The organism is Streptomyces netropsis (assembly GCF_014203545.1).
Classification (GTDB): Bacteria; Actinomycetota; Actinomycetes; order Streptomycetales; family Streptomycetaceae; genus Streptomyces; species Streptomyces netropsis.
Window position 1 is genome coordinate 1 of the sequence record NZ_JACHJG010000024.1, and the last position, 22343, is coordinate 22343.

The window sequence follows — 22343 nt, forward strand, 5'->3', positions numbered from 1 at the left end:
TTATGTCCGAATCGGGATCCCACTATCCGGGTTCGTACGTGATCTGGATCCCATGAGCGGCCTCACACCACACCCCCCACCCCCACACACCACGTAACCACCCGGACACATGGCGTCCGGCACGCCACAGGGCGGCCCCCAAGGGGGCCGCCCTGTGTGAATCCGGCCGTTCGGGCCTATCTCAGCACTGAGGCCGTCGACCGTGGTTGGCTGCGTGCTTACGACGTGCCTTCTTCTTGCGGCGCCGCTTCGAGGACATGCCGGCTCCTCTCTCCGTGGTGCTTTCGGGGCGATTTCCGCCATTTCCCTTGCTATCACACGCAGCGATCACACGACGGACGGCCGGGGCGGGCAATCGCGTGAAAACTCCCGGCCGGAGCCGGCCGCCGGGCGCGGCGACGGGATGCGTCAGGCGAGCAGGCCGCCGGTGTGGGGATCCTCGGCGAGCATCCTCCAGGAGTGCCGGGGGGTTCCGAACGCCTCGGGGTCGACGGTCTCCACCATCGCGTCGACGTGGCTGAGCAACAGCGTCTGCGGGGCGAACACCTGCCAGGATTCGTCACTGGAGCCGTCTTCCCAGCGCTGCCACTCGTGCCGCAGTCGCTCATAGGTCCAGCAGGCGTAGAGAAGCGCCGACAGGTCGCGATTGAGGTAGGCCCGGGGCTCACCCTCCCCGTACCAGGCCGGGAGTTCCAGGCGGCCGGTGGCGCCGTCGGGAGCGACCGTGAGGTCATGCGGCCACCAGCCGATCGCGATGTGGTCACGCTGGTACGCGCGGCCTCCCGCGGCATCCGGTCCGTTGCGCCCGGCCGCTTCGCCGTACGTGCCGGGATGGGCGACGGCGACTCGGTCTCGCGTATCAGGCCCGCGAGGGCCCGGAGGCCGGATGCGAGGAGGTCACGGCGAAGCTCTCCTCCGGTCCAGGCGGCGAGGTGGACCTCGCCGCTCACACCGTCGAGTACCACTTTGCTGCCACAGTATTCGGTCTCACCGAGGACGAGCAGCCGACCGTCACCGATCACCTCGCCACCTTCCCACTTGGTGAAAGCCTCGAGTCGGCCTGCGCGAAGGGCGGCGAAGTCGAGGTCGGCGGCCTTCCCGGGCAGGCCCTCCTCGGTGAGGAATCGTCGGCTGGGGCCGTGTGCCAGCCCGTCCGGCGCGGGCAGACGGCACCGTCGGCCGACCTCCGCTGCCCCGCACCGTCCCGATGGCCCGTCGATCAGATTCCCATGTCCGCGGCTCCCTGTGGTGGTGATCTCTGTGCCGCCGACCCTGACGGGAGGCACCGACTCCGGCCTGGGCGGCGAGCTCCGCTGTGCTGGCGTGCGCCAGACTGAGGGGCATGAACAACGACGTGGTGCACCCTGTCCCGTACTACGCGCAGTGGGAGTCAACCGACCTGGTGCCCGACATCATCGGGGGGACCGTACGAGCGGCCGACGATCCTCTCTGGCAGAAGTCGGGCGCGGACTCCCCTGAGGAATACGCCTTCTGGTCGTGGCGGGTGTGCGGCATGGCCTGTCTGCGGATGGCGTTGGACTATTGGCGCGACACCGCTCCCCCGACCGTCTCGCTCGCCACCGAGTGCGCCGAGGCCGGCGGCTATGTCAGGCACGCCGATCGGGTGGACGGTCTCATCTACGCGCCCTTCGCCGCGTACGCGCGACAGCGATGGGGGCTGCATGCCACGTCCCGCCCCGAGTTGACGGCCGAGGAGGTCCGCGACGAGATCACCGCGGGTCGGCTGGTGATGCTCTCGGTCCACCCGTCCATCCGTACCCTGGCCCCCGCCCCGCCGCAGCGTGGTGGTCATCTGGTCCTCGGTGTCGGCGTCACCGACGACGCGCTGGTCATTCACAACCCCTCCGGATTCCCCGGGCACTCCCAGCAGTTCGCCCACGTGCCGTGGGGCGACCTGGAACGTTTCTACGCCGGTCGCGGCGTCGTCCTGGGGCACACACCGGCGCCGTAGGAAGAGGGCTCGTCCCGCTCGGAGCCGAAAAGCAGATGCGTGCGGAGCCTTTCACTGTCAGGATGCGCCGGTGAATCGTGAAAAGATCTCCAGGATCGCCCACACCGACCATCCGATCGCGGCCCCGCTCGACGACGACGCGGTACGCGAACTGCTGGACCGCGGCATCCCGCACGGCGACGCGCGGGTACTCGACCTCGGTTGCGGCGGCGGGGAATGGCTCCTACGCGCCATGGCCGCCCACCCGCACCTGCGGGCCGAGGGCGTCGACATATCCGAGGCATCCCTGACACACGCCCACGACGCCGCGGTCGGACTCGGCGTCCAGGACCGGCTCGTGCTCCACCAGCAGGACGCCGCGGACTTCACCTCCCCGCACTTGTTCGACCTGGTGCTCTGCGTCGGGTCCACGCATGCCTTCGGTGGGCTGCTCCCCACCCTCGCGGCGGCGCGCAAGCATCTGGCTCCCGGCGGACGCGTCCTGGTCGGTGACGGATTCTGGGAGCGCGAACCCTCCCCGGAGGCCGTCGAGATGCTCGGGGACTTCGACGACCTGGCGACCACGACGGACCGTGTCATCGCCGAGGGGTGGACGCCCGTACACGGACACGTCAGCACACGCCAGGAGCTGGACGCCTACGAGTGGGCATGGACGGGGTCCCTGGCCGCATGGGCGCTGGACCACCCCGACGATCCGGGGAGTGCCCAGGCGCTCGAGGCAGCCACGACCCACCGCTCCGAGTGGCTGCGCGTCTACCGCGAGACGTGGGGCTTCGTGTCCCTGGTCCTGCGCTCGTCATGACGAGGGCGTCGGCCTCTTGAGCAGCTCGAACACGGCAAGATAGTTCTGCCCGCCGTACCCCTCGGCGATCGCCCGCTCGGCGAGCTCCTTCATCAGCCTCGGCTGGTCGGAGCTGACGTTCCGTTCCTCGCTGGTGCGGGTGATGTGTTCCAGCGCGTTCAGGTTCATCTCCATGGTGCCCTGCTCGCCGGAGTAGTCGCCCTTGTCCAATCGCGGCGCCTGCGCGACGGCGGTCGCGCCGACGACCGCCGGCAGGAACCAGCCGATCGCGAGCTCGGCGAACTTCGCCACGTCGACGTCGGCCGTGCCCACCAGGGCAGCGGCGTGCAGGAAGCCGTTCAGTGAGGGCAGCCCATGCCCGTGGACGACCTGCCGGCCGCGCGCGGGGTGTTGGACACCATCATCACGGCCTCTCTGCCGCCTGATGCCGTCGAGCCGGCGGCCTGTGAGGTGGTCGGCAGCGGACGGCGTCCTGAGGCGTAAGGGTGGCGCGGGGCCTACGGAACGCCGGGACGGGGCAGGCCTGGAGAAGGGCCCCGGACGGGTCCCAGGCAGCACATCCAGGGAGTGACGCGGAGGACGCGACACCATGCACCAGTCGACGCCCCCGGCCGACGGCCCGCACGACCATGACGATCGGCTGCCCGCCCGCCGTGAAGGCACCGGCTGGCGCACCGCCGCACAGGCCACTGCCCACTGTTTGACCGGCTGCGCCATCGGTGAAGTCCTCGGCATGGTCATCGGTACCGCCTTCGCCCTCCACACCGGCGCCACCGTCGCCCTCGCCGTCGTGCTCGCCTTCTTCTTCGGGTACCTGCTGACGATGCGCGGTCTCCTGCGGGCCGGGGTCGCGTTCCGGCAAGCGGTGAGGGTCGCTCTGGCCGCCGACACCGTGTCCATCGCGGTCATGGAGGTCATCGACAACGTCGTCATGGTCGGCGTGCCCGGTGCGATGGACGCCCGCTTGTCCAGCGCCCTGTTCTGGGGTGCCCTGGCCTTCTCTCTGGCCGTCGCCTTCGTCGTCACCCTTCCGGTCAATCGCTGGATGATCGCCCGCGGCAAGGGACACGCGGTCGCCCACCGTCACCACCGCTGACGGCCCCCTGTCCGCCACGCCACCCGGGTGATCCATCCAGGACGTCGTGCGTCCCGGACCGCCCACGGGACCGTGCTCCTGAACCCCTCCGGCCAGCCCTTCTGTATCAGCGCCACCGGCAGCTGACCGGGGCAGTGGCCGGCCCCGGTGCGAGCGGGCCGGCCCTTGAAGCCCGGGCTCAGGAGGTGGCGGTCTGCCGGCTGCGGGCACCGCGCGCGTCGCGCAGGTAGAGCAGCCCCGCGCAGGCGACGATCCAGACGTCAACGATGCCGCGCTGTCCGTGCTTCCCCCGGCGGAACAGGCAACGGCGCACAGCGTCCTGCACCGCCTGGTCGAGCACCTCAACCCGGACGCCCTTCCGCCCTCCGCGTGACGCACCCTCGTCGTTTCCGGCAGCAACGCAAGTCCCGGATCGGGTGACGGACCACGGCGGAGTGAATCGCACAAACTCCGACCGCCGTCCCGCCCCGGGACTTCGGGGCGGTTGACGCCCATTCGAATCCTTGCGCTATGCGACGCCCCCTGGAGGCCGTGACTCCTCCGATCGGGGGTCGTTTTCCCGATCACTCGTCCGATCAGCAAGTCAACGAGGAGGCGTAGTGCATCACCGTCACGACCGTCACACCCACACCACCGGGGCACGGTTGCCGTTCGAACGCGAACGTTCGACGCCGTCCGGCAAGGCTTCCGTCGCGACCCCCGGGAGGTGGTCGGCTTGAGCCGCCCTGCCGAGAACACGAGCACCACGGTGGGGGCGGGCACAGAGGAGGGCTCGCCCTCGGAGCGGTTGTTGTTCGGCGGGCCGCTGCTGCACGACACGGGCTGGAACAAGCACGAGCGCGCCTACCTGGAAATGTCGCTGTGGGCGATGGCGTCGAGCCTGCCCCGCCTGGTCGCCTCCACCGTCCGGCTGGCGTGGCGGGCCGACCGCCGGGCCCTGTGGGCGGTGGGGTGCGCCGAGGTCCTGCACGGCGTCACCCAGGCCATCGGCCTCGTGGCCGTCAACGAGGTCCTCGGTGCCGTGCTGGCCACCGGCCCCATCGCGGACCGGCTCCACGCGGCCGTGCCCGCGCTGATCTGGGTGGCGGTCACCTCTCTCGTCGGGGCCCTGGCCATGTCGGCCTCGACCGCGGGCACCGGACGTCTGGAGCCGAAGGTCGAGCGGGTGGCGACCGAGATGTATCTGGAACGCGTGATCCGCGTGGAGTTGGAGGCGATCGAGGACGAGGACTTCCACCGGCTGCTGGACTCCGCCCAGTACGGGGCGGCGGGAGCCCGTCGCATGATCCGGTACTGCACGGCGGTCGTCGGAGCGCTGGTCTCCTTCGCCGCGGCGGCCGGCGTGCTGACCGTCCTGCACCCGGCGCTGCTGCCCCTGCTGCTCCTGATGACCCTGCCGCGCTCCTGGGCCGCGCTGCGCAACTCCCGGACGCGTTACGAGTCGTTCCAGCGGTGGGCCCAGCACGCCCGGGCCGGCCGTCTGCTGAGCCAGACCCTGATCCGTACCGATCCCGCGCCGGAGATCCGGGTGCACGACGTGGGGCCCTTCCTGCTGGGGCACTTCCGGAGCATGTCGGAGAGCTCGGAGGGTGAGCAGACCCGGCTCGCGCGCAGTGCGGCCAAGACCCGGCTGATCGCCTCGGCCCTGACGGGCATCGCCACTCTCGTGACCTATCTCGCCCTGGGCGGCCTGCTGCTGACCGGGGTGATGGCACTGTCGGTGGCGGGGACCGCCGTGCTGGCCACCCGCAGCGGGGCAGCGAGCCTGACGACCCTCATCCTTCAGGTCAACAGCCTCTACGAGGAGGCGTGTTACGTCATGGACCTGGAGCGGCTGTGTGTCGAGGCACACAAGCGAGCCATCCCTGTCGGTGGACTTCCGGTCCCCGATCAGCCGCGGCTCATCCGCTTCGAGGACGTCACGTTCACCTATCCGGGCGACTCCGGCGACTCCGGCACCAGGCGGCCCGCCCTCAGCGGTGTGACCCTCGACATCCCCATGGGAAAGATCGTGGCCCTGGTCGGGGAGAACGGCTCGGGCAAGACGACCCTGGTCAAGCTCCTCGCCGGTCTCTACCAGCCCGGTGAGGGGGCGATCCGGTGGGACGGGCAGGACGCGGGCGCCCTGGACCGGGCGGATCTGTTCTCCCGGTTCGCCATGGTCAGTCAGGACTTTCACCGCTGGCCGCTGACCGCCCGTATGAACATCGCCATCGGCCGCACCGACGGGCCGCTGGAGGAGGAGCGGGTGGAGGCGGCCGCCCGGTACGCGGGAGCCCGCAAGGTGGTCGAGGAGATGCCGCGCGGGTGGGACACGTTGCTCTCCCGGGGTTACAAGGGCGGCCACCAGATCTCGGGCGGACAGTGGCAGAAGCTGGGCCTGGCCCGCGCCCACTACCGCGACGCCCAGATCCTGATCGTCGACGAACCGACCTCGGCCCTGGACGCCCGCGCCGAACTGGAGGTCTTCGAGCAGATCCGCCAACTCGCCCAAGCGGGCCAGACCGTCCTCCTGATCACGCACCGGCTGGCCTCCGTGCGGGACGCCGACCTCATCCACGTCCTGGAGAAGGGCAGACTCCGCGAGAGCGGCACCTTCGAGGAACTGACGGACAACCCACCGGTCGGGATCTTCCGCGATCTCTACGAGATGCAACGCCGCCAGTTCGTGGACGAACAGGCCGCCGCCCTTCCCGGACAACGGAAACCCGCCGACGCCGATGCCACGGAGACGAGCCGAGAGTTGTGACGGGCGCCCTGGGCCCTGGGACCTCTCCCCCAGGGCCCTGGGACCTCTCCCCCAGGGCCCAGGGCCCTCCCCCCATTGCCACCGCAAGAAACCCGATCCTCATCGGTCACTGTCACGGCCCGGTCACCGATGTCCCGAAAGCGTCGCTCTTCCGTCATCGGCGGGCGGCGTGCTGAGTCGATCGGCGAGTGGCGCCGTACCCCGTGACGACCGTTCCGGGCGACCGGACCACATGATCTGGGGGATCCATGTCTCACAAGCGCGTTGCCGCCTTCGCCGCCCTGGCCACAGCCGCCGCCCTGACGTTGACCGCTTGCGGCTCGGGCGACGACACCGCCGACCGCGGTGCCCCGTCACCGGCCACCACCATGTCCAATGCCGCAGCCGGGGACGCCGGCCGGTCGGGCGTGGGCAACCTGACGTTCCTCAGCGGGTCGGCCAAGCAGCACGGTGCCCGGCCCAGGACGGGTGACTGGGCCACGAGCGCCGGTGCGGCCGCGTCCACTCCCACGGCGCGCTCGTGGGTCCAGCTCTCCGCATCGAAGGCGGGGACCCTGAACCCCGTCGTGGTCAACGGCGCGGGCTTCACGCTCTACCGCTTCGACAAGGACACCGCCTCGCCCTCGAAGTCCCACTGCAACGGCGACTGCGCCACCACCTGGCCTCCCGTGCTCGTCGCACCGGGCGGCAAGATCTTCGCCGACGGGGTGAAGAAGTCCGCCCTCGGTGTGATCAAGCGGGACGACGGTACCCACCAGGTCACCATCGGGGGCTGGCCGGTCTATCGGTTCAGCAAGGACGCCAGGCCCGGTGACACCAAGGGGCAGGGCGTCGGCGGCACCTGGTTCGGCGTCACACCCGACGGCAAGAAGGCGGGAGCGGCCGGCGCCGGGCCGTCGGAGGGGACCCCCGCCGCGGGTGGGGCCGCCACCGGGCAGAAGCCGCCGGCCACCAGCGTGGTCCTCTTCGACGACAAGAACTTCGCCGACAACGGCGCCCAGGGCCTGGCGGGCAAGGGCTGCCAGAACGTCTTCCGCGACAATGTGGCCTCCTCCCTCACCACCGACGGCACCCTCAAGATCTGGTCCGAGGCCGACTGCAAGGGCAAGTCGAAGGTCGTGAGCGGTGACGTGGCGGACCTGGCGGCCATCGGCTTCGACAACACCGTCTCCTCGGTCTTCTTCGGCTGATCCCCGGGCCGTCGGGGGCGGATGCGGTGCGGCCCCACGACGCTCCGGTTCGGCGGGGCCCACCGCATCCTGTTGCCGGGCCCCGCCCTGTCGCCGGGCCCGGGGGCCTGCCGGGGCGTATCGTCTCAGCCAGGGCCGGCGCACCCTCCCGCCGGCCGCTCCGGCGCGGTCCGGTCACGGCACCCCGGCCCCCCTCCGATGCCTTCGGCGAGGACCCACGATGCGAAAAATCATCCTGATGATGTCGGTGTCCCTGGACGGGTACATCGAGGGACCGGACCGCCAGATCGACTGGCATGTGGTCGACGACGAACTGCACTATCACTTCAACGAGCAGGTCGAGGAGCTGGGCGGCCTCCTCAGCGGGCGGGTCACCCATGAGCTCATGGCCGACTTCTGGCCGACCGCCGACGCGGACCCCTCCAGCACCGGCCCCATGGCCGAGTTCGCCCGTATCTGGCGGGACAAGCCCAAGATCGTGTTCTCCCGGACCCTGGAACGGGCCGACTGGAACACCACCGTCATGCGGGACGTCTCCGTGGAGGAGATCACGGCCCTCAAGGCGCAGCCGGGCGGAGACCTCGGGCTGAGCGGCGCCGACCTCGCCGCGGACTTCATGCGGCAGGATCTGGTCGACGAGTACCGCGTCTACGTCCATCCGGTCCTCATCGGACGGGGCAAGCCGCTGTTCGCCGCTTCGGACGGCAGGACCGGTCTCCGGCTCATCGGGACCCACGCCTTCGGCAACGGGGTCGTCCTCCTGCACTACCAGCGCGCCGAGGCACCGCCGGACGGCGCGACGGTCTGACCGTCCCACCCCGCCGCGAACGGCCGCCCGCCCGGATGCCGGAACCCCGCCGGGAGGGCACCATCGGTCCCCAGGAGGACAACACCGTGCCCGACAAGGAACCCCGCGCCGAGCTGGACGCACGCTACAGCGACGAGCGAGCGACGGCGATGCCGTGGACGGACGCCGTCACCCGGCTGGCCCAGGCCGAGGTGTACTGGCTGACGACCGTACGCCCCGACGGGCGGCCGCACGTCACCCCGCTCATCGGTGTCTGGGCGGACGGCGCGCTGCACTTCTGCACCGGTGCGCAGGAGCGGAAGGCGAAGAATCTGCGGGGCAACCCGCATGTCGTCCTCACCACCGGCTCCAACGGGCTTCGCGAGGGCTACGACCTGGTCGTCGAGGGCGAGGCCGTGCGCGTGGGGGACGAGCCCCGGCTGCGGCGGCTCGCCGACGCGTGGGAGGCGAAGTACGGTGCGGAATGGCACTTCGACGTACGGGGCGGGGCGTTCGTCAATCCGGGCGCCGGTGAGGCCGTGGTCTTCGAAGTGACCCCTCGTACGGCCTTCGGCTTCGGCAAGGGCGAGCCGTACAGCCAGACCCGCTGGCGCTTCGCCTGAGCCGCGGGCTCGCTGTCGCTCGTACTCCCGGTCGCGGACCGGCACGGCTGCGTCCGCCACCGGGACGCCACCGGGACTCACCGGACAAGGAGTTGCCCGATGCGCACGGCCACCGCCTGTTCCGCGCGTTCCGGCAACTGGTGGCCGAGGTAGGGCGGTTGCGGATGGCCGTCCGCGCGCGGATCATCGTCGGCGCCGCCAGGAACGGGCAGCCACGCGACGGAGGCTCAACGCACGGCGACCAGGACATGGCTGTTGCCGAATTGCCAGACCGCCCCGGCATGCTCGAATCCCGCCTCGCGCAGGAGCGTGATGTGGCGGGAGAGCGTCAGGTCCTCGCCCTGGCTGCTCGGAAGCGGGCGGGTGCGGCGTTCGGCGAGGAGAGGAGCCAGCTCCGGATCGGCTTCTGTCGCCGTCCACCAGGATTGCCAGTCCTCGTGGGCGAGCACCGCCCTTCGCTCGGCCCAGCGGCGCCCGACGGCGGTGGCGATCCGGGAGATCTTCGCGGTGTCCTGGCAGAGGTGGTCGCCGTTGACGAGGATCCCGCCGGGCCGCAGCAGGGCGGCGAGCTGCCGGTAGACCTGCCGCAGGGTGCGCTCGCCGAGGTAGTGCAGTGCCGTCGTCGAGACGGCCGCGTCCAGGGGGCGGTCCAGGCCGAGGGTTCTGAGCCAGCCCGGTGCCCCGATCACCGCTTCCACGTACCGGACCGCGGGGCCGTAGTGGGTGCGGCCGAGTTCGAGCAGCAGCGGGTCGGCGTCGACGGCCAGGACCTCCGCGTGCGGCAGTCGGCGCGACAGGCGGGCCGCCAGTGCTCCCGGGCCGCAGCCGAGGTCGATGACCAGGGGTCTCGCACGGCCGGCCGTGACATGGTCGACCACGTCGGCGATCACGGTGAATCGTTCCTCGCGGTCGACCGCATACCGCTGCTGCTGGCCTTCCCAACGCTTCACCCAGCGTGCCGCCGTCGCCGCGCTCACGCCCGGCCTGCTGCGCACCTCAGCCATCTCACCCGCCCGTGCATCCGGTGGTATTGACAATCATTGTAGTTTAGCGAGGGCGGAGAGCAACGCGTCGATCTCTTCTGGGATGTTGTGGAGGTGCAGACTCACCCGCACGGAGCCGACTTCCCCTTCTGACCCGGCCTGACAGTGGCCGTCGGACCGCACCATGAAGCCGTGGCTGAAGAGGATGAACCCGAGGTCGTTGGAGTTGACCCCGCGGTGCCGGAAGGTGACGATGCTCCGGCGCCGCTGCACCGGGGACCCCGCGGGCAGGCTCAGCGGGCAGCCCAGGACCTCGTAGGCGGACAGGCGGCGCAGTCCGTCGGTGAGCCGGGACGCCAGGGCGACGGTCCATCGTTCGATGCGGTCCAGGCCCGCCGCGTCCAGCCAGTCGAGGGCCGCCGCCAGGCCGGCGATGCCGGCGGTGTTGGGTGTGCCGCTCCACCCGCCGGGCCGCAGCCGCGGCCCGCGCGTTCCACGGGACCAGATCGCTCCGGAGCCCGGCAGGGCGAGGGCCTTGTGTCCGGAGAAGACCAGGAAGTCCACGTCGAGATCGGCCACGGAGACCGGCAGATGACCGATGCTCTGGGCGGCGTCCAGGCAGATCGGCACCTCGGGACCGACCACCCGGCGGATGCGGTGCACGTTCATGTCGCCGCCGTAGACGTGGTGCACATGGGTTGCGGCGACGAAGCGGGTGCGGGGGCCGACGAGTTCCGCCAGCGCCTGCGGGTCGTAGTCGCCCGAGCTCTCCTGGTACGGCAGCGCGCGGACGGCGACGCGGGTCCCCTGGCGGGCCAGCAGTCGCTGCGCTTCCAGCCAGGGCGAGAGGTTCGCCTGATGGTCGGCGAAGGGCACCACGATCTCGTCGCCGTCGGTCAGGACGACGGGCAGCCAGTCGCGGGCCACGGTGCGCAGCCCTTCGGTGGCACCGCTGGTGAAGTGCACGGCCGAGCGGTCCGGGGCGGGGTCGCCCAAGAACTCCTTGACCCGGTCACGGGTCCGCTCCACCAGCGCCGTCGTGGCATTGGCCCAGGGGTACGTACCGCGGCCGGAGTTGGCGTTGGACGTGGTGAGGTACCTGTGCACGGCGTCCAGGACCGCCCGCGGCTTCTGCGCAGTGGCCGCGCTGTCCAGATAGGCCAGGTCCGGATGGTCCACGATGATCGGGAACTCGGCGCGCAGCGGACGCTGCCAGGCGCGCAGATCGTCCAGCGGTCGGCCCATGTCAGCCTCGCTCCAGTGGGGCGCCCGCGTCGCGCCAGGCGATGATGCCGCCGGCCAGGCTGCGGACGTCGGGATGGCCCATGCGGGTCAGCAGGGCGGCGTAGCGGGCGGACTTCTCACCGACCGGGCACGCCAGCAGCACGGCCTGTCGCTTGCTGAACGGCAGCCCGCCCCGTACGAGTTCGTCGAAGAGCTCGTCGACGATGTTCACCGATCCCTCGATGTGCAGCGCGGCGTAGGCGAAGGAGCCCCGCAGGTCGACGACCAGGGGGCGTTCCTCCGCGATCCACTTCCGCGCGTCGGCGGTGTCGATCACCGTGGCCGCCGCCACCTCGGCTTCGGTGAGCGCGGTCACGGAGTTCTTCACCGGCGGCCTGCCCAGCAGTTCCGGACGGCGCCGGCGCACATAGCCGACGTAGCTCTCGACGCGGTCGCAGACGATGAAGACGGCCGTCCTCCGCTGCGTCGACTCCGCGTCGAACGGGCGCAGATGGCGCAGCGCCCCGAAGTACGCGGCTCCACCGGTGGGGCCGCCCAGGATGCCGCAGCGCCGTACCAGCGTCAGCATCCCGTCGATGGCCTCGTCGGCGCTCACGGCCTCGATCGCGTCGTAGGTGGCGGGGTCGAAGAGGCCGACCTCCTGCACTTCGTCGATGGTGCGGATCCCCGGTATGAAGTCCGACTTCTGCGCGACCAGGCCGACGACCCGCACCCCGGGATCGTGCGCGCGGAGGACCCCGGCCACCCCGGTGGAGGAACCGGCGGTGCCGACGCAGGCGATGAAGAAGTCCGGTGCCCGCCCGTCCAGGTCCGCCACGATCTCCGGGCCGGTGCCCGCGGCATGGGACTCGGTGTTGCGCGCGTTGAAGTACTGGTCGGTGTGGAGGTTGGGACTGCCCGGCTGTGACAGCTCCTGGTGGAAGAGGGTGAGCGGGTCGTCGGTGTTGGTCGGGTCGAGGCACTCGGTCTGTCCGGGCAGTTCCTCGATCTCGGCGCCCAGCAGCAGGAGCAGGTCCTTGATCTCCGCTACCCGCATCCGGTTGGTGATGCTCTTGAACGGCAGCCCGTGCATGCCCGCGATGACCGCCAGCGCCTTGGCCGTGTTGCCGCTGGACAGCTCCACGACCGTCTCGCCGTCCCGGACCGCTCCGGGCAGCCCGGGCCGCACCATGTTCCAGGCCGCCCGGTCCTTGACCGACCCGAAGGGGTTGAGCATCTCCAGCTTCGCGTAGAGGTCGATGGTGCGCAGGCCGTGCACGGCGGGATCGATGCGTACCAACGGGGTGTCGCCGATGGCGTCGGTGATGCTGTCGTACCTCATGCCTCGTGCCCTCCCGGATGTGTGATGGGCCAGTACTGCTCGTCGAGACACCAGCGCCAGGAGCCGCCTTCCCGGTGCACGGCGACCTTCCGCGCGGCGGGTCGGCGCTGCGCGTGGGTGGCGCTGAAGTCCATGCAGTACCCGGCGGTGTTGGCGAAGCATAGGAGGTCGCCCGGCCGCGGCATACGGGGCAGGTACACCGTCCTCCGGGTGATCAGGTCGGCCTCCAGACAGAGACTGCCGGCGAGGTGCACGCCCACCGGGCCGGGCCCCTCGCCGGCCGCGGCGGGGGCACCGTCGCGGGCGAGGAGCACCGGGTCCATGAGGACGCCGTGTTCCTCCAGGCTGACGTCGTCGGCCGTCATCGCGAGGCGGACCAGGGGATCACCACGGTCCGGACGCCGTACCTCCAGCACCTTCGCCAGCGACAGCCCGCACTGGTCCAGCAGCGCCCGGCCGGGCTCGGTGTGGAGGTCGTACAGGTTCTCCAGGAGGAGGGTGCCCAGCGGCCGGTTCAGGGCCGGGGCGGGCCGCGACAACAGCGCGTCGAGATAGTCGGCCCCGGCGACCGGGCGGTGGGCCGGGTACAGGCTCAGGGCGCCGCGGAGGGTGCCGCCTTCGGCTCGGAGGCCGTAGCCGTGCCCGCCCCGGGTCAGGGGCGGGCGCCTGCCCAGGACGGCGTGGGTGAGTTCGGTGGTGTACCGGTCCCATTGGGCTTCGTGGGCAAGGTAGTTGACGCCGAATCCGCCGCCGATGTCGATGGCGCGCGGCGTGAATCCTCGGCGCCGGAGCTCGTCCATGGCCCGGAGGCAGCCTTCGAGGGCCGTCGCCTTCTCGTCCAGGCTGGTGGTGTCGAGGTGGTAGGCGACGCCGCTCGGCCGGAGGAGGTCCCGGTGGCGTTCGACGGCGTCCAGCAACCGGGGCAGTGACCTCATGGAGGAGCCGAAACGGCTCTGCCGGGACAGCACCTTGACCCCGGACGTCTCGAACTCCGACAGCCGCAGCAACACCGGCACCGGTGGCAGCCCGTAGGTGCGCACGAGGGCGGCGAGGCTCTCCAGCTCCCCCGGCCCGTCGATGCTGACGGTGACCCGGCAGCGGGCGGCGAGCCATTGGAATTCCGGGTCCTTGGGCCCGGTCGCGACGATGCGATCCGCACCGAACCCGGCACCGAGGGCATGTTGCAGTTCGCCCAGCGACGCCACGTCGATGGCGGCGTTCGTCATCGCGAGCCGGCGCACCAGGGCGCTGGAACGATTCGCCTTGTGGGCGAAGAACACCTGGCCGGCTAGGCTGTGGCGGCGGTAGACGGAACGGAAGCGCTCGACGTTCACCGCGATCCGCTCGGGTAGTACGACATTGAGCGGCGAACCCAGCGCGTCGACGAGGGCGTGGAGGAACGCCGCCGACTCCAGCAACGACGCCAACGGCTGTTCCAGCCGTGGCTCCAGATATAACGGGGCACCATCCATGTCAGACGTCCCTCCCCTTGTGACCAAGGCGGGCGGGCCGCTGCAAGGCACCGCCCCGGCCGATCCTTATCCATCCATGGGCGGTCTACACCCGGTGGCCTGGGGCGGATCCGGACACGGCGGGCTCACGGCCGGTACCGGAAGGGCCCCTCCCGCCCCGCCGGACCACCGGCGGGGCGGGAGGGAAGAGGCCCGAGGCCACGGAATTCCCCTTGGTGGAACACCAGTGGCCGGCCGTCGGCCCGCCAGTCGAACTCCTCGACGCGGCCGAGGAAGAGCACGTGGTCTCCCCCGTCGTACGCGGCCCAGGGCGAGCAGGCGATCGTGGCGAGCGGGTCGGCGAGCCGGGGTGCCAGACCGCTCGCCGGCCGCACCCAGCGGGGCGGATCCGTGGCCTCGCGGCCCGCGAAGTGCAGGGCGAGATCGCCCTGCTCCTCGCTGAGCACGTTCACCGTGAAGGGTCTGCCCGCGAGATGGCGGCAGGCCTTGCTCCCCCGGTCGAGCGAGACCAGTACCAGCGCCGGGTCCAGGGACACCGCCGTGAAGGCGTTGACGGTGGCGCCGTGCGGAGCCCCCGCCGCGTCGCACGTGACGACCGTGACGCCGGTGGCGAATTGACCGAGGCACGTGCGCAGGAGCCGTTGATCGACAGCCACCGTCCTCGTCCTCCTTTCCGGCTCAGCGGCCGATCGGTTCGTTCTTCCATCCGGTGTCGGGGCGGCTGAACCAGATGTGGGCCTGCCCGGTCCCGATCCCGTTCTCGTAACGGCCGAAGCGGCTGCCCCGCGCCCCGCAGTCCTGGCCGCCGACCGCGCCGGCCAGCATCAGGTAGTGGCCGAAACGCGCCTCGGGGGCGAAGCGGAGGTACTCCGGCATGGACCCGATCACCTGGTCGTGACGGCCGGCCTCGAGCCAGGCGATGCGCTGTTCGTCGGCCGCGCGCGCCTCTGGCGTGACGATGTTGCCCGGGTCCCCCGCCATGCGCTCCCGCAGTTCGGCCAGTGGCCAGAAACGGTGGGAGAGTCCTCCTGAGGCGAGCAGCAGCACCTTGCGGTCGAGACCGGCGAGCGCCTCCGCGAGGACCCGGCCGACATCGAGGAAGTCCTCGGTGGTCGCCGTCTGGCAGACCGAGACGGAGACCCAGGGTGTGCCGGCTCGGCCGAGGTAGGTCCAGAGGTTGAGCGTCGCGTAGTGGATCGGCAGATGCGGGTCGTCGTTCGCCGTGATCCACCGCGAACGGCGCTCCGCCAGCGCGGCGACACCATGGGCCAGTTCCGGGTCCCCGGGGATGTCGTAGGGCAGCCGGCTGATCGCGCCGGGCATCTCGTCCGAGGTGAACAGGCCCGCGCGGCGCGGGTGGGCGGTGATCACCGTTTCGGTCGTCGTCGCCCAGTGGCTGTCGAACACCACGACGGTGTCGTGGTCGGTCGTGTCGATCACCTCGTGCCGGAGCCGGGTCAGGCCGGTCGCGAGGGTGAAGTCACGCCCTCCGTTCTCCCTGATCCTCACCTGCTCGGGGAACATGATGACGGGTGCGTGCGAGAGCAGGCCCGCACCGACGATGTCGCCCATGGGCGACCTCCTTCGCTGTCGAGGGGGGCTAGGGAACGAGCAGGAGCTTGCCGCTGGTGCGCCGGGCCGCGAGGTCTTCGTGCGCGCGGTAGGCCTCGGCGAGGGGGTACGTACCGGCGACGGTGAACTTCCATGTGCCGTCGAGGATGCCGGTGAAGACCTCGCCCGCACGCCACTCGAACTCCTCGGTGGTGGCCCGGAAGTGCTCGAGGTAGGGCCGCGTCAGGGTCAGCGAGCCGCCCCACAGCAGCCGCATCACGTCGACGGGCGGCACGGCGCCGCTGGCGCCGCCGAAGACGACCAGGGTGCCGCGGGTGCGCAGACTGGCGAGGCTCGCGTCGAAGGTGGCGGCGCCGACGCCGTCGTAGACCGCGTGGACGCCCTCCCCGCCGGTGAGCCGGCGCACCTCGGCGGCCAGGGCCCCCTCCTCGGCGAACTCGGTGTAGCGGATGACGTCGTCGACACCGTTCTCCCGGGCAAGTGCCTCCTTCGCCGCGGTGGAGACCGTGCCGATGACGCGCACGCCCCGTCGCTTGAGCAGCTGGGTGAGCAGGAGCCCCACCCCGCCGGCGGCGGCGTGGACCAGCACCGTGTCGCCTTCGCGCGCCGGATAGGAGTCGTTGGCCAGGAAGTGGGCGGTCATGCCGTGGACGAGCACCCCGCCGGCGGTGATGAGGTCGATGCCGTCCGGCACGACGATCGCCTTGTCCTCGGGTACGACCACGCGGTCCGCGTAGCTGCCGAGGACGGTGGTCCAGGCGACCCGGTCGCCGGGCTTGAACCGGCTGACGCCGGGGCCGGTGGACAGGACGGTCCCCGAGCCCTCCTCGCCGGGTACGCACGGCACGGGCAGCGGATAGCGGCCCTCCCTGCGGTAGAGGTCGATGAAGTTCACTCCGGCCGCGGCGAGTTCGACGAGGATCTGTCCCTCGCCCGGCTGGGGGTCCGGCAGCTCGACGTAGCGCTGGACCTCGGGTCCACCGGTCTCACGGATCTCGATCGCGTGCATCAGTTCGTTCCCTTCACTCCGGTCAGTTCGACCTGGTAGGTGCGCAGCCAGTCGTCCAGGCGGACGGTGGACTCCACGAGGATCCGTTCGAACTCCGACAGGCTGCCCACGGAGGTCTTGGCCGTGAGGCGCTGTACCGCCTCACCGGCGAGGAACGGGCTGAGCGGGGCGCTGCCGTCGCCCGCCGCCGCGGTGAGCCCGGTGATCAGGGCGCGGTCGTAGGCGGGATCCTGGATCGAGGGGTAGGCGGCCTTCTTGCGGCGCAGCACCGGTTCCGGGAGCAGGTCGGCGGCCGCCGCGCGCAGCAGCGACTTCTCCTCGCCGCTGAAGGTCTTCATCGCCCAGGGGATGTTGAAGACGTATTCCACCAGGCGGTGGTCGCAGAACGGCACCCGGCCCTCGAGTCCGACGGCCATGCCCATCCGGTCCTTCTTGTCCAGCAGGATCGGCAGCCAGCGGGTCAGTGTCAGATGGCTCAGCTCCCGGGTCCGCCGGTCCTCGGCGTTTTCGCCTTCGAGCCGTGGCACCTCGGCCAGCGCGGTGCGGTACAGATCGGCCTCGTACTCCGCGAGGTCGAGCCCGTCGACGAACCAGGGGTGGAACAGCGAACGGGGGTCGAGGCCTCGGTGGGCGCCGAGCTTGAGCCAGGGGAAGGTCTCGGCGCGCCGCGCGACGGGGTCGGAGAACCACAGGTAGCCGCCGAAGACTTCGTCGGCGCCCTCTCCGGACAGTGCCACGGTCGCGTGTTCGCGGACGGCGGCGAAGAGCAGGTAGAGGGAGACGTCGAGGTCCGCGAAGTTGAACGGCAGGTCCCAGGCGCCGAGGACGCTGGTGCGGACGGCCGGGTCGAGCAGCCGGGCGCGGTCGAGGACGACGGCGTGGTGGTCGCTGCCGACGTGTTCGGCGACCGCGCGGGCGTACGGGCCGTCCGGGGTGGGGCGGATGGCGTCGGCCTGGAAGTTCTCGGTGTGGCCGGTGAAGTCCACGGAGAACGTGGAGATGGTGTCGCCCGTCGCTGCCCGGGCCCGCGCGGCGAGGGCCGTGATCGTGCTGGAGTCCAGGCCTCCGGACAGCAGCGAGACCAGGGGGACGTCCGCGACCATCTGGCGGGGGACGATGTCGTCGAGCAGCTCGCGGACGGTGGCGACGGTGGTCGGCAGGTCGTCGGTGTGCGGGCGGGCTTCCAGGGCCCAGTACCGCTCCTCGGTGATCCCGCCGCGGCCGACGCGCAGCAGGTGGCCCGGCTTCACCTCGCGCATGCCGCGGAAGGGCACCCGCCCGGGGGTGCGCAGGAACAGCAGCGCGTCGCAGAGCTCCTCCGGCCCCGCCTCGGCCCGCGCCAGGGGGTTGGCGAGGATGGCCTTCGGCTCCGAGCCGAAGAGCACACCGTCCGGCGTGGGGTAGTAGAAGAGGGGTTTGACGCCCAGCCGGTCCCGTACGAGCAGCAGCTCGTCACGGGCGGTGTCCCAGAGGGCGATGGAGTACATGCCGTTGAGGCGGTGGACGAAGTCCTCGCCCCACTCCAGGTAGGCGCGCAGCGCCACCTCGGTGTCGCTGCGGGTGGTGAACCGGTGTCCGCGCAGGACGAGTTCGGAGCGGAGCTCGGGGAAGTTGTAGATCTCCCCGCCGTAGGAGATGACCGCTCGCGGCAGTACCCCGGGGCCGCGCTCCGGTGTGCGCATGGGTTGCGTGCCGTGCTCGAGGTCGATGACGGCCAGTCGCCGGTGCCCCAGCGCGACGTGCGTGTCCAGCCATGTGCCGCGGGCGTCCGGCCCTCTGGCGGCCAGGGTGTCGGTCATGGCGTCGACGACGGGGGATTCGGTGGTGAGGTCGCGGGTGTAGTCGACCCATCCGGTGATGCCACACATTGTCTTCTCCGTTCCTCAGTCGGTGTGGGTCAGGTCGCGCCACGGGCCTCTGCGCCAGCCGTCGACGTCGTAGTCGTCGAGGCAGTCCTGCACCAGGGCTTCGTAGCGGGCGAGGTTGCCCCGCCGGGTCGCCCACTTCAGCGCGTCCAGTCGGACCTGTTCGCCGTTGCCCGAGTAGTTCCGCTCGTAGAGCTCGTGGCGGCCGCCGAACTCGGTGCCGATCGCGTCCCAGACCAGCTTCAGGAGCTTGATGCGGTCCAGGGCGCTGGTGTCCGCGCCGCGGTAGAAACGGTCGATCAGCGGCCGCAGTTCGGGGTTGGTCAGGTCACGGGCGCTCGACGGGACCGCCAGGGGCGCTCCGCCGAGCGTGGTCTCGAACAGCTCGTGGACCCGGTCCCACACCTGGGCGTTGTACATGCGCATCGCGGAGGCGTGCTCGAGCCGTGGCACGACCATGCCGCCGCTGCCCGGTTCGGGGTCGTACGCCATCGCCGAGGTCAGGGCCCACACCATGTCCCGCATGGTGATGACCTCGCCGACGGCGGCCTGGACCCCGCGGAACTCGTCGGTGCCGTTGGCCCTGGTGCCGCGGGCGAGCAGCCCCGCCATGAGTTCCAGCTTCACGCTCAGCCGGATTCCGGACTGGAAGTTGTACAGGTTCGCGAAGCCCGATGTGGCGTAGAAGCCCGTCGCCCGTTCGATGTCCCGGTAGACGAGCACGTCCTCCCAGGGGATCAGCGCCTCGTCGAGCAGGAGCACGCTGTCGTTCTCGTCGAAGCGGCTGCTCAGCGGGGCGTCGAAGGGACTGCCGGCGGCTTGCGCGTACGGGGTGCGGCAGACGAGCTTCACCCCGGGGTTGTCCATCCGGACGAAGAAGGCGAGGGCGAACGGCTCCGCCTTGCCGGGGGCGAGGACCGCCGATCCGACGGGGGCGACGAAACCCGCGTTGGTGATGGCGGAGCCCGTGGCCAGCATCTTCGCCCCGCTGACGACGACGCCGGCGTCCGTCTCGCGCACGGCGTGCACGAAGACGTCCTCCATGTCGTGGATCGCCCGCTTGCGGTCGACCGGCGGATTGATGATGACGTGGTTGAGGTACAGCGCCTTGCTCGCGAACTCGCGGTACCAGGCGGTGGCGTTGGCGGCGTACGGGCCGTAGTAGTCGGCGTTGACTCCCAGGCCCGACATGAAGGACGCCTTGTACTCGGGTGTGCGGCCGAGGAAGCCGTAGCTCATCCGCGCCCAGGTGGCGATCGCCTCGCGGGCCTCGACCAGCTCCGCCGCCGACCGGCTCGGCTTGAAGAACTTGTGGGTGCGGATGCCCGTGCCCGCGTCGACCCCGGTGAGCACGTCGGAGGTCGCCGGGTCGTGCAGGGCGTCGTAGAGCCGTGCCACCGACAGGGCGGAGTTGCGGAAGGCGGGGTGCCGGGTGACGTCCTTGACCCGGTCTCCGTCCAGATACACCTGGCGGCCGTCGCGCAGGCTCTCCAGATATTCCTCGCCCGTCATGAGCGTGTTGCCGGTCATCGCACCAGCCCCGGGTTGTCCAGCGGCGGTGTGCCGAGCACCTGTACCCGGCGCAGGTGGCGGGGTGCGCCGCTGGTGAAGGCGTTCCGGCCGTGCAGCAGGGTGTGATTGTCGGTGATCACCAGATCACCCGTCTGCCAGTGGTGGGCGTAGAGGTGCGCGGGGTCGTACAGCGCCGCGCGCAGGCTGCGGTGGACCTCGGTGAGCTCGTCGTCCGGCAGTCCCGAGAACCGCAGGTCGGGGTGGTTCACGAAGTCGGCGTCATCGGCGGCGGTGGGTTCGTTGTAGCGGATGACCGGGGCGCCGTGGACGGGGTGGGTGGTCACGATCGGTGAGACGGTGACGCTGTTGTAGTACTCCATCGCCCGGTGGTAGGTGCCGGTCACCTTCGACCATCGGGCGACGGTCTCCGGGTCGGTGCGTTCGAGCACGGCGGTGGTGTGGGAGAAGGTCGTCTCGCCACCGTTGCCCGCGCCGGGAGCGTGCACGCACTGGAACACCTGGAATTCCGGTATCTGTTCGCGGTACATGCCGTCCCAGTGCATCGGCATGTAGCTGCTGTCGAAGATGTGGTCCTCGGGCTGTTCCTGTTCGACCAGTTCGAGGACGGTGCCGAAGGGCCATTCGCTCAGCCGGCCCCAGAGCTCGCAGTACGCGGACAGCTCGTCGGGGGCGTCGAAGGTGTCGAAGCCGCGCAGCAGCAGGATGTGGTGCTCGCCGACGAGCGTCCGCAGCGGTGCCACGGGGATGTCCCGGACGTGCAGCCCCTTCCCGAGCGCTTGTATCGCCACGCCGAAGGGCTTGATCGGCGTGATGTCGTAGCGGGTGCCGGCGAGTGGATCGCGGTCATCGGTCATGTCGTTCTCCTGTGGTCGTGGTGGCGGGGCGAGCAGGTCGTGCTCCCCCGCGGGGGCGGACTCGTGGTGACGGATCGTGGGTGTCCGCTCCGCGGGTGAGGGACGACCGGCGACACGGCGCGTGGGCCCCGGGGAGCCGGTGGGTGACCGTCACCGCCACGGCTCGTGGTGCGCGGGAGCGGAGTCGGACGCGTCGGCGGCGACGGATGTGCCGGGCTGCTCCATCGCGTAGTGGCTGGGGCGGCCCGCCGTGAAGGTGAGCTTGGCTCCGGCCTCCTCGGCCTCGGCGCGCTTCATGAGCGTGAAGCGTCCGCCGGACTCGACCGCGACGCTGTGCCAGGGGGTGAGCCAGGCGTCCGGGGTGTCCGCGAGCAGGATGCCCATCTTGTCCGTGGCGCAGGGCTGGGGGTGGATCGACAGCCGGACGGCGGCCGGGAAGAGCCCGTCGAGCAGTTCCCCCCAGGCCCTGCTGCGCTGGATGACGCGGTAGGCGAGCGCGCGGCACTTGCGTTGCAGCGCGGAGCGGGTGCCGGTGTAGTGCGGGCCGGACAGGTCCTCCAGCATGAATCTCGTGATGCCCCGGTACATGGCGAGCGGGGCACCGCCGGCACGCACCTCCTCGCGCAGTTCCTCGATCGTCGGGGCGTAGCCGGCGGAGAGCATGGCGCGCATGTCCTCGTGGCCGGCGCCGTTGTAGACGTCGTCGAGGGTGAACTGTTCGAGGTGGGTGGCCCCGATTTCGGTGATCATGGCTTCCAGCGCCTGTGCGTAGCCGCTGACGTTCTCGTCGCTCACCCCGAGCAGGTCGTTGAAGACCCGTCCGTCGGAGCAGATCAGGATGGCCGCTCCCGGTGGGTAGATCTCGGTGATGCGCTCGCACAGCGAGTTCAGGAAGCGCAGTGCGAGTTCCTCGGCCAGATCGGGCAGCGGGCCGATCACCTTGGCCGGGTTCGGGGACTTCGTCGGGAACGCCGGCAGGACGAAGTCGATGCGCCGACCGCTTTCCATGGCGCTGCGCACGGCGCTCAGATGGTGCCCGACGCACTGCGGGCAGACCTCTCCGGTGCAGCCGCCCCCGCGCATTCTGCGCTGGTGGGACAGGACCTCCCGGAGTACTTCGACGGCGACCAGTTCGATGTTGGGTGCGGCGAGATCGGACACCGCGCCTCCCTTCGTGGACTGGTTCCCACCGTGCTCTGCGAGCGCATGAGAAACGCACAAGAGCTCGCAGAGCCGTCCGGTCACGCCGGGGGCGGGGCCCTACCGAAGG

General features: G+C 70.8%; 22 protein-coding genes and 1 pseudogene. 7 read left to right on the forward strand and 16 right to left on the reverse strand.

Annotation, left to right across the window (positions count from 1 at the left end):
* Positions 1-181: 181 nt before the first annotated feature.
* From FHS38_RS36595 to FHS38_RS36485, 3 genes and pseudogenes are all read right to left on the reverse strand, one after another.
* Complete coding sequence (locus FHS38_RS36595) at positions 182-259, reverse strand: 50S ribosomal protein bL37 (protein WP_466782871.1); 78 nt, start codon at positions 257-259, stop codon at positions 182-184.
* A gap of 149 nt (positions 260-408) precedes the next feature.
* Positions 409-888, reverse strand: coding sequence for an SUKH-4 family immunity protein (locus FHS38_RS33440; RefSeq protein WP_184740199.1), 480 nt, complete (start codon positions 886-888; stop codon positions 409-411).
* A pseudogene (locus tag FHS38_RS36485) lies at positions 879-1286 on the reverse strand (SUKH-4 family immunity protein); the annotation flags it as partial. The gene FHS38_RS33440 and the pseudogene FHS38_RS36485, both read right to left, overlap by 10 nt.
* A 56-nt stretch (positions 1287-1342) precedes the next feature.
* Between FHS38_RS36485 and FHS38_RS33445 the strand changes: the two are divergent.
* Together FHS38_RS33445 and FHS38_RS33450 are read left to right on the forward strand one after the other, a co-directional pair.
* Positions 1343-1972: a C39 family peptidase gene (locus FHS38_RS33445; protein ID WP_184740130.1), complete on the forward strand. Its 630-nt coding sequence runs from the start codon at positions 1343-1345 to the stop codon at positions 1970-1972.
* Positions 1973-2042: 70 nt separating this feature from the next.
* Entirely contained in the window at positions 2043-2774 is a 732-nt protein-coding gene (locus FHS38_RS33450) for an SAM-dependent methyltransferase (RefSeq protein ID WP_184740132.1), read from the forward strand.
* Here the strand turns inward: FHS38_RS33450 and FHS38_RS36490 are convergent.
* Positions 2769-3365, reverse strand: coding sequence for an imine reductase family protein (locus FHS38_RS36490; RefSeq protein WP_373301878.1), 597 nt, complete (start codon positions 3363-3365; stop codon positions 2769-2771). The two genes, FHS38_RS33450 and FHS38_RS36490, sit on opposite strands and share 6 nt — an antisense overlap.
* On the opposite strand from FHS38_RS36490, the gene FHS38_RS33460 reads away from it, so the two are divergent.
* A complete protein-coding gene (locus tag FHS38_RS33460) occupies positions 3364-3870 on the forward strand; it encodes a DUF4396 domain-containing protein (protein WP_184740136.1) in 507 nt (168 codons plus the stop codon). The two genes, FHS38_RS36490 and FHS38_RS33460, sit on opposite strands and share 2 nt — an antisense overlap.
* Positions 3871-4048: 178 nt before the next feature.
* On the opposite strand, the gene FHS38_RS33465 is transcribed toward FHS38_RS33460, so the two are convergent.
* Positions 4049-4195, reverse strand: a complete 147-nt coding sequence (locus tag FHS38_RS33465) for a hypothetical protein (protein WP_184740138.1) — start codon at positions 4193-4195, stop codon at positions 4049-4051.
* Positions 4196-4585: 390 nt separating this feature from the next.
* On the opposite strand from FHS38_RS33465, the gene FHS38_RS33470 reads away from it, so the two are divergent.
* The 4 genes from FHS38_RS33470 (at position 4586) to FHS38_RS33485 (ending at position 9219) form a co-directional block, all read left to right on the forward strand.
* Positions 4586-6619 (forward strand): ABC transporter ATP-binding protein, encoded by a 2034-nt coding sequence (locus tag FHS38_RS33470; protein WP_229822918.1) that lies wholly within the window; start codon positions 4586-4588, stop codon positions 6617-6619.
* A 248-nt stretch (positions 6620-6867) separates the two neighbouring features.
* Positions 6868-7809, forward strand: coding sequence for a hypothetical protein (locus FHS38_RS33475; protein WP_184740140.1), 942 nt, complete (start codon positions 6868-6870; stop codon positions 7807-7809).
* 220 nt (positions 7810-8029) lie between these two features.
* Positions 8030-8617: a dihydrofolate reductase family protein gene (locus FHS38_RS33480; RefSeq protein ID WP_184740142.1), complete on the forward strand. Its 588-nt coding sequence runs from the start codon at positions 8030-8032 to the stop codon at positions 8615-8617.
* A gap of 149 nt (positions 8618-8766) precedes the next feature.
* Positions 8767-9219, forward strand: coding sequence for a pyridoxamine 5'-phosphate oxidase family protein (locus FHS38_RS33485; RefSeq protein WP_229822922.1), 453 nt, complete (start codon positions 8767-8769; stop codon positions 9217-9219).
* Positions 9220-9446: 227 nt separating this feature from the next.
* Here FHS38_RS33485 and FHS38_RS33490 read toward each other — a convergent pair whose 3' ends face one another.
* From FHS38_RS33490 to FHS38_RS33540, 11 genes are all read right to left on the reverse strand, one after another.
* Positions 9447-10223: a class I SAM-dependent methyltransferase gene (locus FHS38_RS33490; RefSeq protein ID WP_184740145.1), complete on the reverse strand. Its 777-nt coding sequence runs from the start codon at positions 10221-10223 to the stop codon at positions 9447-9449.
* 33 nt (positions 10224-10256) lie between these two features.
* Entirely contained in the window at positions 10257-11447 is a 1191-nt protein-coding gene (locus FHS38_RS33495; protein ID WP_184740147.1) for an aminotransferase class V-fold PLP-dependent enzyme, read from the reverse strand.
* 1 nt (position 11448) lies between these two features.
* Positions 11449-12768 carry a pyridoxal-phosphate dependent enzyme gene (locus FHS38_RS33500; RefSeq protein WP_184740149.1) on the reverse strand — a complete coding sequence of 440 codons (1320 nt, stop codon included), beginning with the start codon at positions 12766-12768 and terminating at the stop codon, positions 11449-11451.
* Positions 12765-14240 carry a Y4yA family PLP-dependent enzyme gene (locus FHS38_RS33505; RefSeq protein ID WP_184740151.1) on the reverse strand — a complete coding sequence of 492 codons (1476 nt, stop codon included), beginning with the start codon at positions 14238-14240 and terminating at the stop codon, positions 12765-12767. Before FHS38_RS33505 ends, FHS38_RS33500 begins: the two co-directional genes overlap by 4 nt.
* Before the next feature lie 125 nt (positions 14241-14365).
* Positions 14366-14896 (reverse strand): flavin reductase family protein, encoded by a 531-nt coding sequence (locus tag FHS38_RS33510; protein ID WP_184740153.1) that lies wholly within the window; start codon positions 14894-14896, stop codon positions 14366-14368.
* Positions 14897-14918: 22 nt separating this feature from the next.
* The gene (locus tag FHS38_RS33515) at positions 14919-15812 is read right to left on the reverse strand and encodes a DODA-type extradiol aromatic ring-opening family dioxygenase (RefSeq protein ID WP_184740155.1); all 894 of its coding nucleotides are present in this window, start codon (positions 15810-15812) and stop codon (positions 14919-14921) included.
* Positions 15813-15840: 28 nt separating this feature from the next.
* Positions 15841-16821: a quinone oxidoreductase family protein gene (locus tag FHS38_RS33520; RefSeq protein WP_184740157.1), complete on the reverse strand. Its 981-nt coding sequence runs from the start codon at positions 16819-16821 to the stop codon at positions 15841-15843.
* The gene (gene asnB, locus FHS38_RS33525; RefSeq protein ID WP_184740160.1) at positions 16821-18689 is read right to left on the reverse strand and encodes an asparagine synthase (glutamine-hydrolyzing); all 1869 of its coding nucleotides are present in this window, start codon (positions 18687-18689) and stop codon (positions 16821-16823) included. The genes FHS38_RS33520 and asnB overlap by 1 nt, the downstream gene beginning before the upstream one ends.
* 15 nt (positions 18690-18704) lie before the next feature.
* Positions 18705-20216 carry a 4-hydroxyphenylacetate 3-hydroxylase family protein gene (locus tag FHS38_RS33530; RefSeq protein WP_184740162.1) on the reverse strand — a complete coding sequence of 504 codons (1512 nt, stop codon included), beginning with the start codon at positions 20214-20216 and terminating at the stop codon, positions 18705-18707.
* Complete coding sequence (locus FHS38_RS33535) at positions 20213-21073, reverse strand: TauD/TfdA dioxygenase family protein (RefSeq protein ID WP_184740164.1); 861 nt, start codon at positions 21071-21073, stop codon at positions 20213-20215. The genes FHS38_RS33530 and FHS38_RS33535 overlap by 4 nt, the downstream gene beginning before the upstream one ends.
* A gap of 150 nt (positions 21074-21223) precedes the next feature.
* Complete coding sequence (locus tag FHS38_RS33540) at positions 21224-22234, reverse strand: L-tyrosine/L-tryptophan isonitrile synthase family protein (protein ID WP_221495670.1); 1011 nt, start codon at positions 22232-22234, stop codon at positions 21224-21226.
* Positions 22235-22343 lie beyond the last annotated feature (109 nt).

Bases quoted from the DNA above. Each gene is read 5' to 3' on its own strand.
- FHS38_RS36595 (WP_466782871.1), bottom strand. From the start codon at position 259: ATGTCCTCGAAGCGGCGCCGCAAGAAGAAGGCACGTCGTAAGCACGCA.
- FHS38_RS33445 (WP_184740130.1), top strand. From the start codon at position 1,343: ATGAACAACGACGTGGTGCACCCTGTCCCGTACTACGCGCAGTGGGAG.
- FHS38_RS33460 (WP_184740136.1), top strand. From the start codon at position 3,364: ATGCACCAGTCGACGCCCCCGGCCGACGGCCCGCACGACCATGACGAT.
- FHS38_RS36490 (WP_373301878.1), bottom strand. From the start codon at position 3,365: ATGGTGTCGCGTCCTCCGCGTCACTCCCTGGATGTGCTGCCTGGGACC.
- FHS38_RS33475 (WP_184740140.1), top strand. From the start codon at position 6,868: ATGTCTCACAAGCGCGTTGCCGCCTTCGCCGCCCTGGCCACAGCCGCC.
- FHS38_RS33480 (WP_184740142.1), top strand. From the start codon at position 8,030: ATGCGAAAAATCATCCTGATGATGTCGGTGTCCCTGGACGGGTACATC.
- FHS38_RS33485 (WP_229822922.1), top strand. From the start codon at position 8,767: ATGCCGTGGACGGACGCCGTCACCCGGCTGGCCCAGGCCGAGGTGTAC.
- FHS38_RS33490 (WP_184740145.1), bottom strand. From the start codon at position 10,223: ATGGCTGAGGTGCGCAGCAGGCCGGGCGTGAGCGCGGCGACGGCGGCA.
- FHS38_RS33495 (WP_184740147.1), bottom strand. From the start codon at position 11,447: ATGGGCCGACCGCTGGACGATCTGCGCGCCTGGCAGCGTCCGCTGCGC.
- FHS38_RS33500 (WP_184740149.1), bottom strand. From the start codon at position 12,768: ATGAGGTACGACAGCATCACCGACGCCATCGGCGACACCCCGTTGGTA.
- FHS38_RS33505 (WP_184740151.1), bottom strand. From the start codon at position 14,240: ATGGATGGTGCCCCGTTATATCTGGAGCCACGGCTGGAACAGCCGTTG.
- FHS38_RS33515 (WP_184740155.1), bottom strand. From the start codon at position 15,812: ATGGGCGACATCGTCGGTGCGGGCCTGCTCTCGCACGCACCCGTCATC.
- FHS38_RS33520 (WP_184740157.1), bottom strand. From the start codon at position 16,821: ATGCACGCGATCGAGATCCGTGAGACCGGTGGACCCGAGGTCCAGCGC.
- asnB (WP_184740160.1), bottom strand. From the start codon at position 18,689: ATGTGTGGCATCACCGGATGGGTCGACTACACCCGCGACCTCACCACC.
- FHS38_RS33530 (WP_184740162.1), bottom strand. From the start codon at position 20,216: ATGACCGGCAACACGCTCATGACGGGCGAGGAATATCTGGAGAGCCTG.
- FHS38_RS33535 (WP_184740164.1), bottom strand. From the start codon at position 21,073: ATGACCGATGACCGCGATCCACTCGCCGGCACCCGCTACGACATCACG.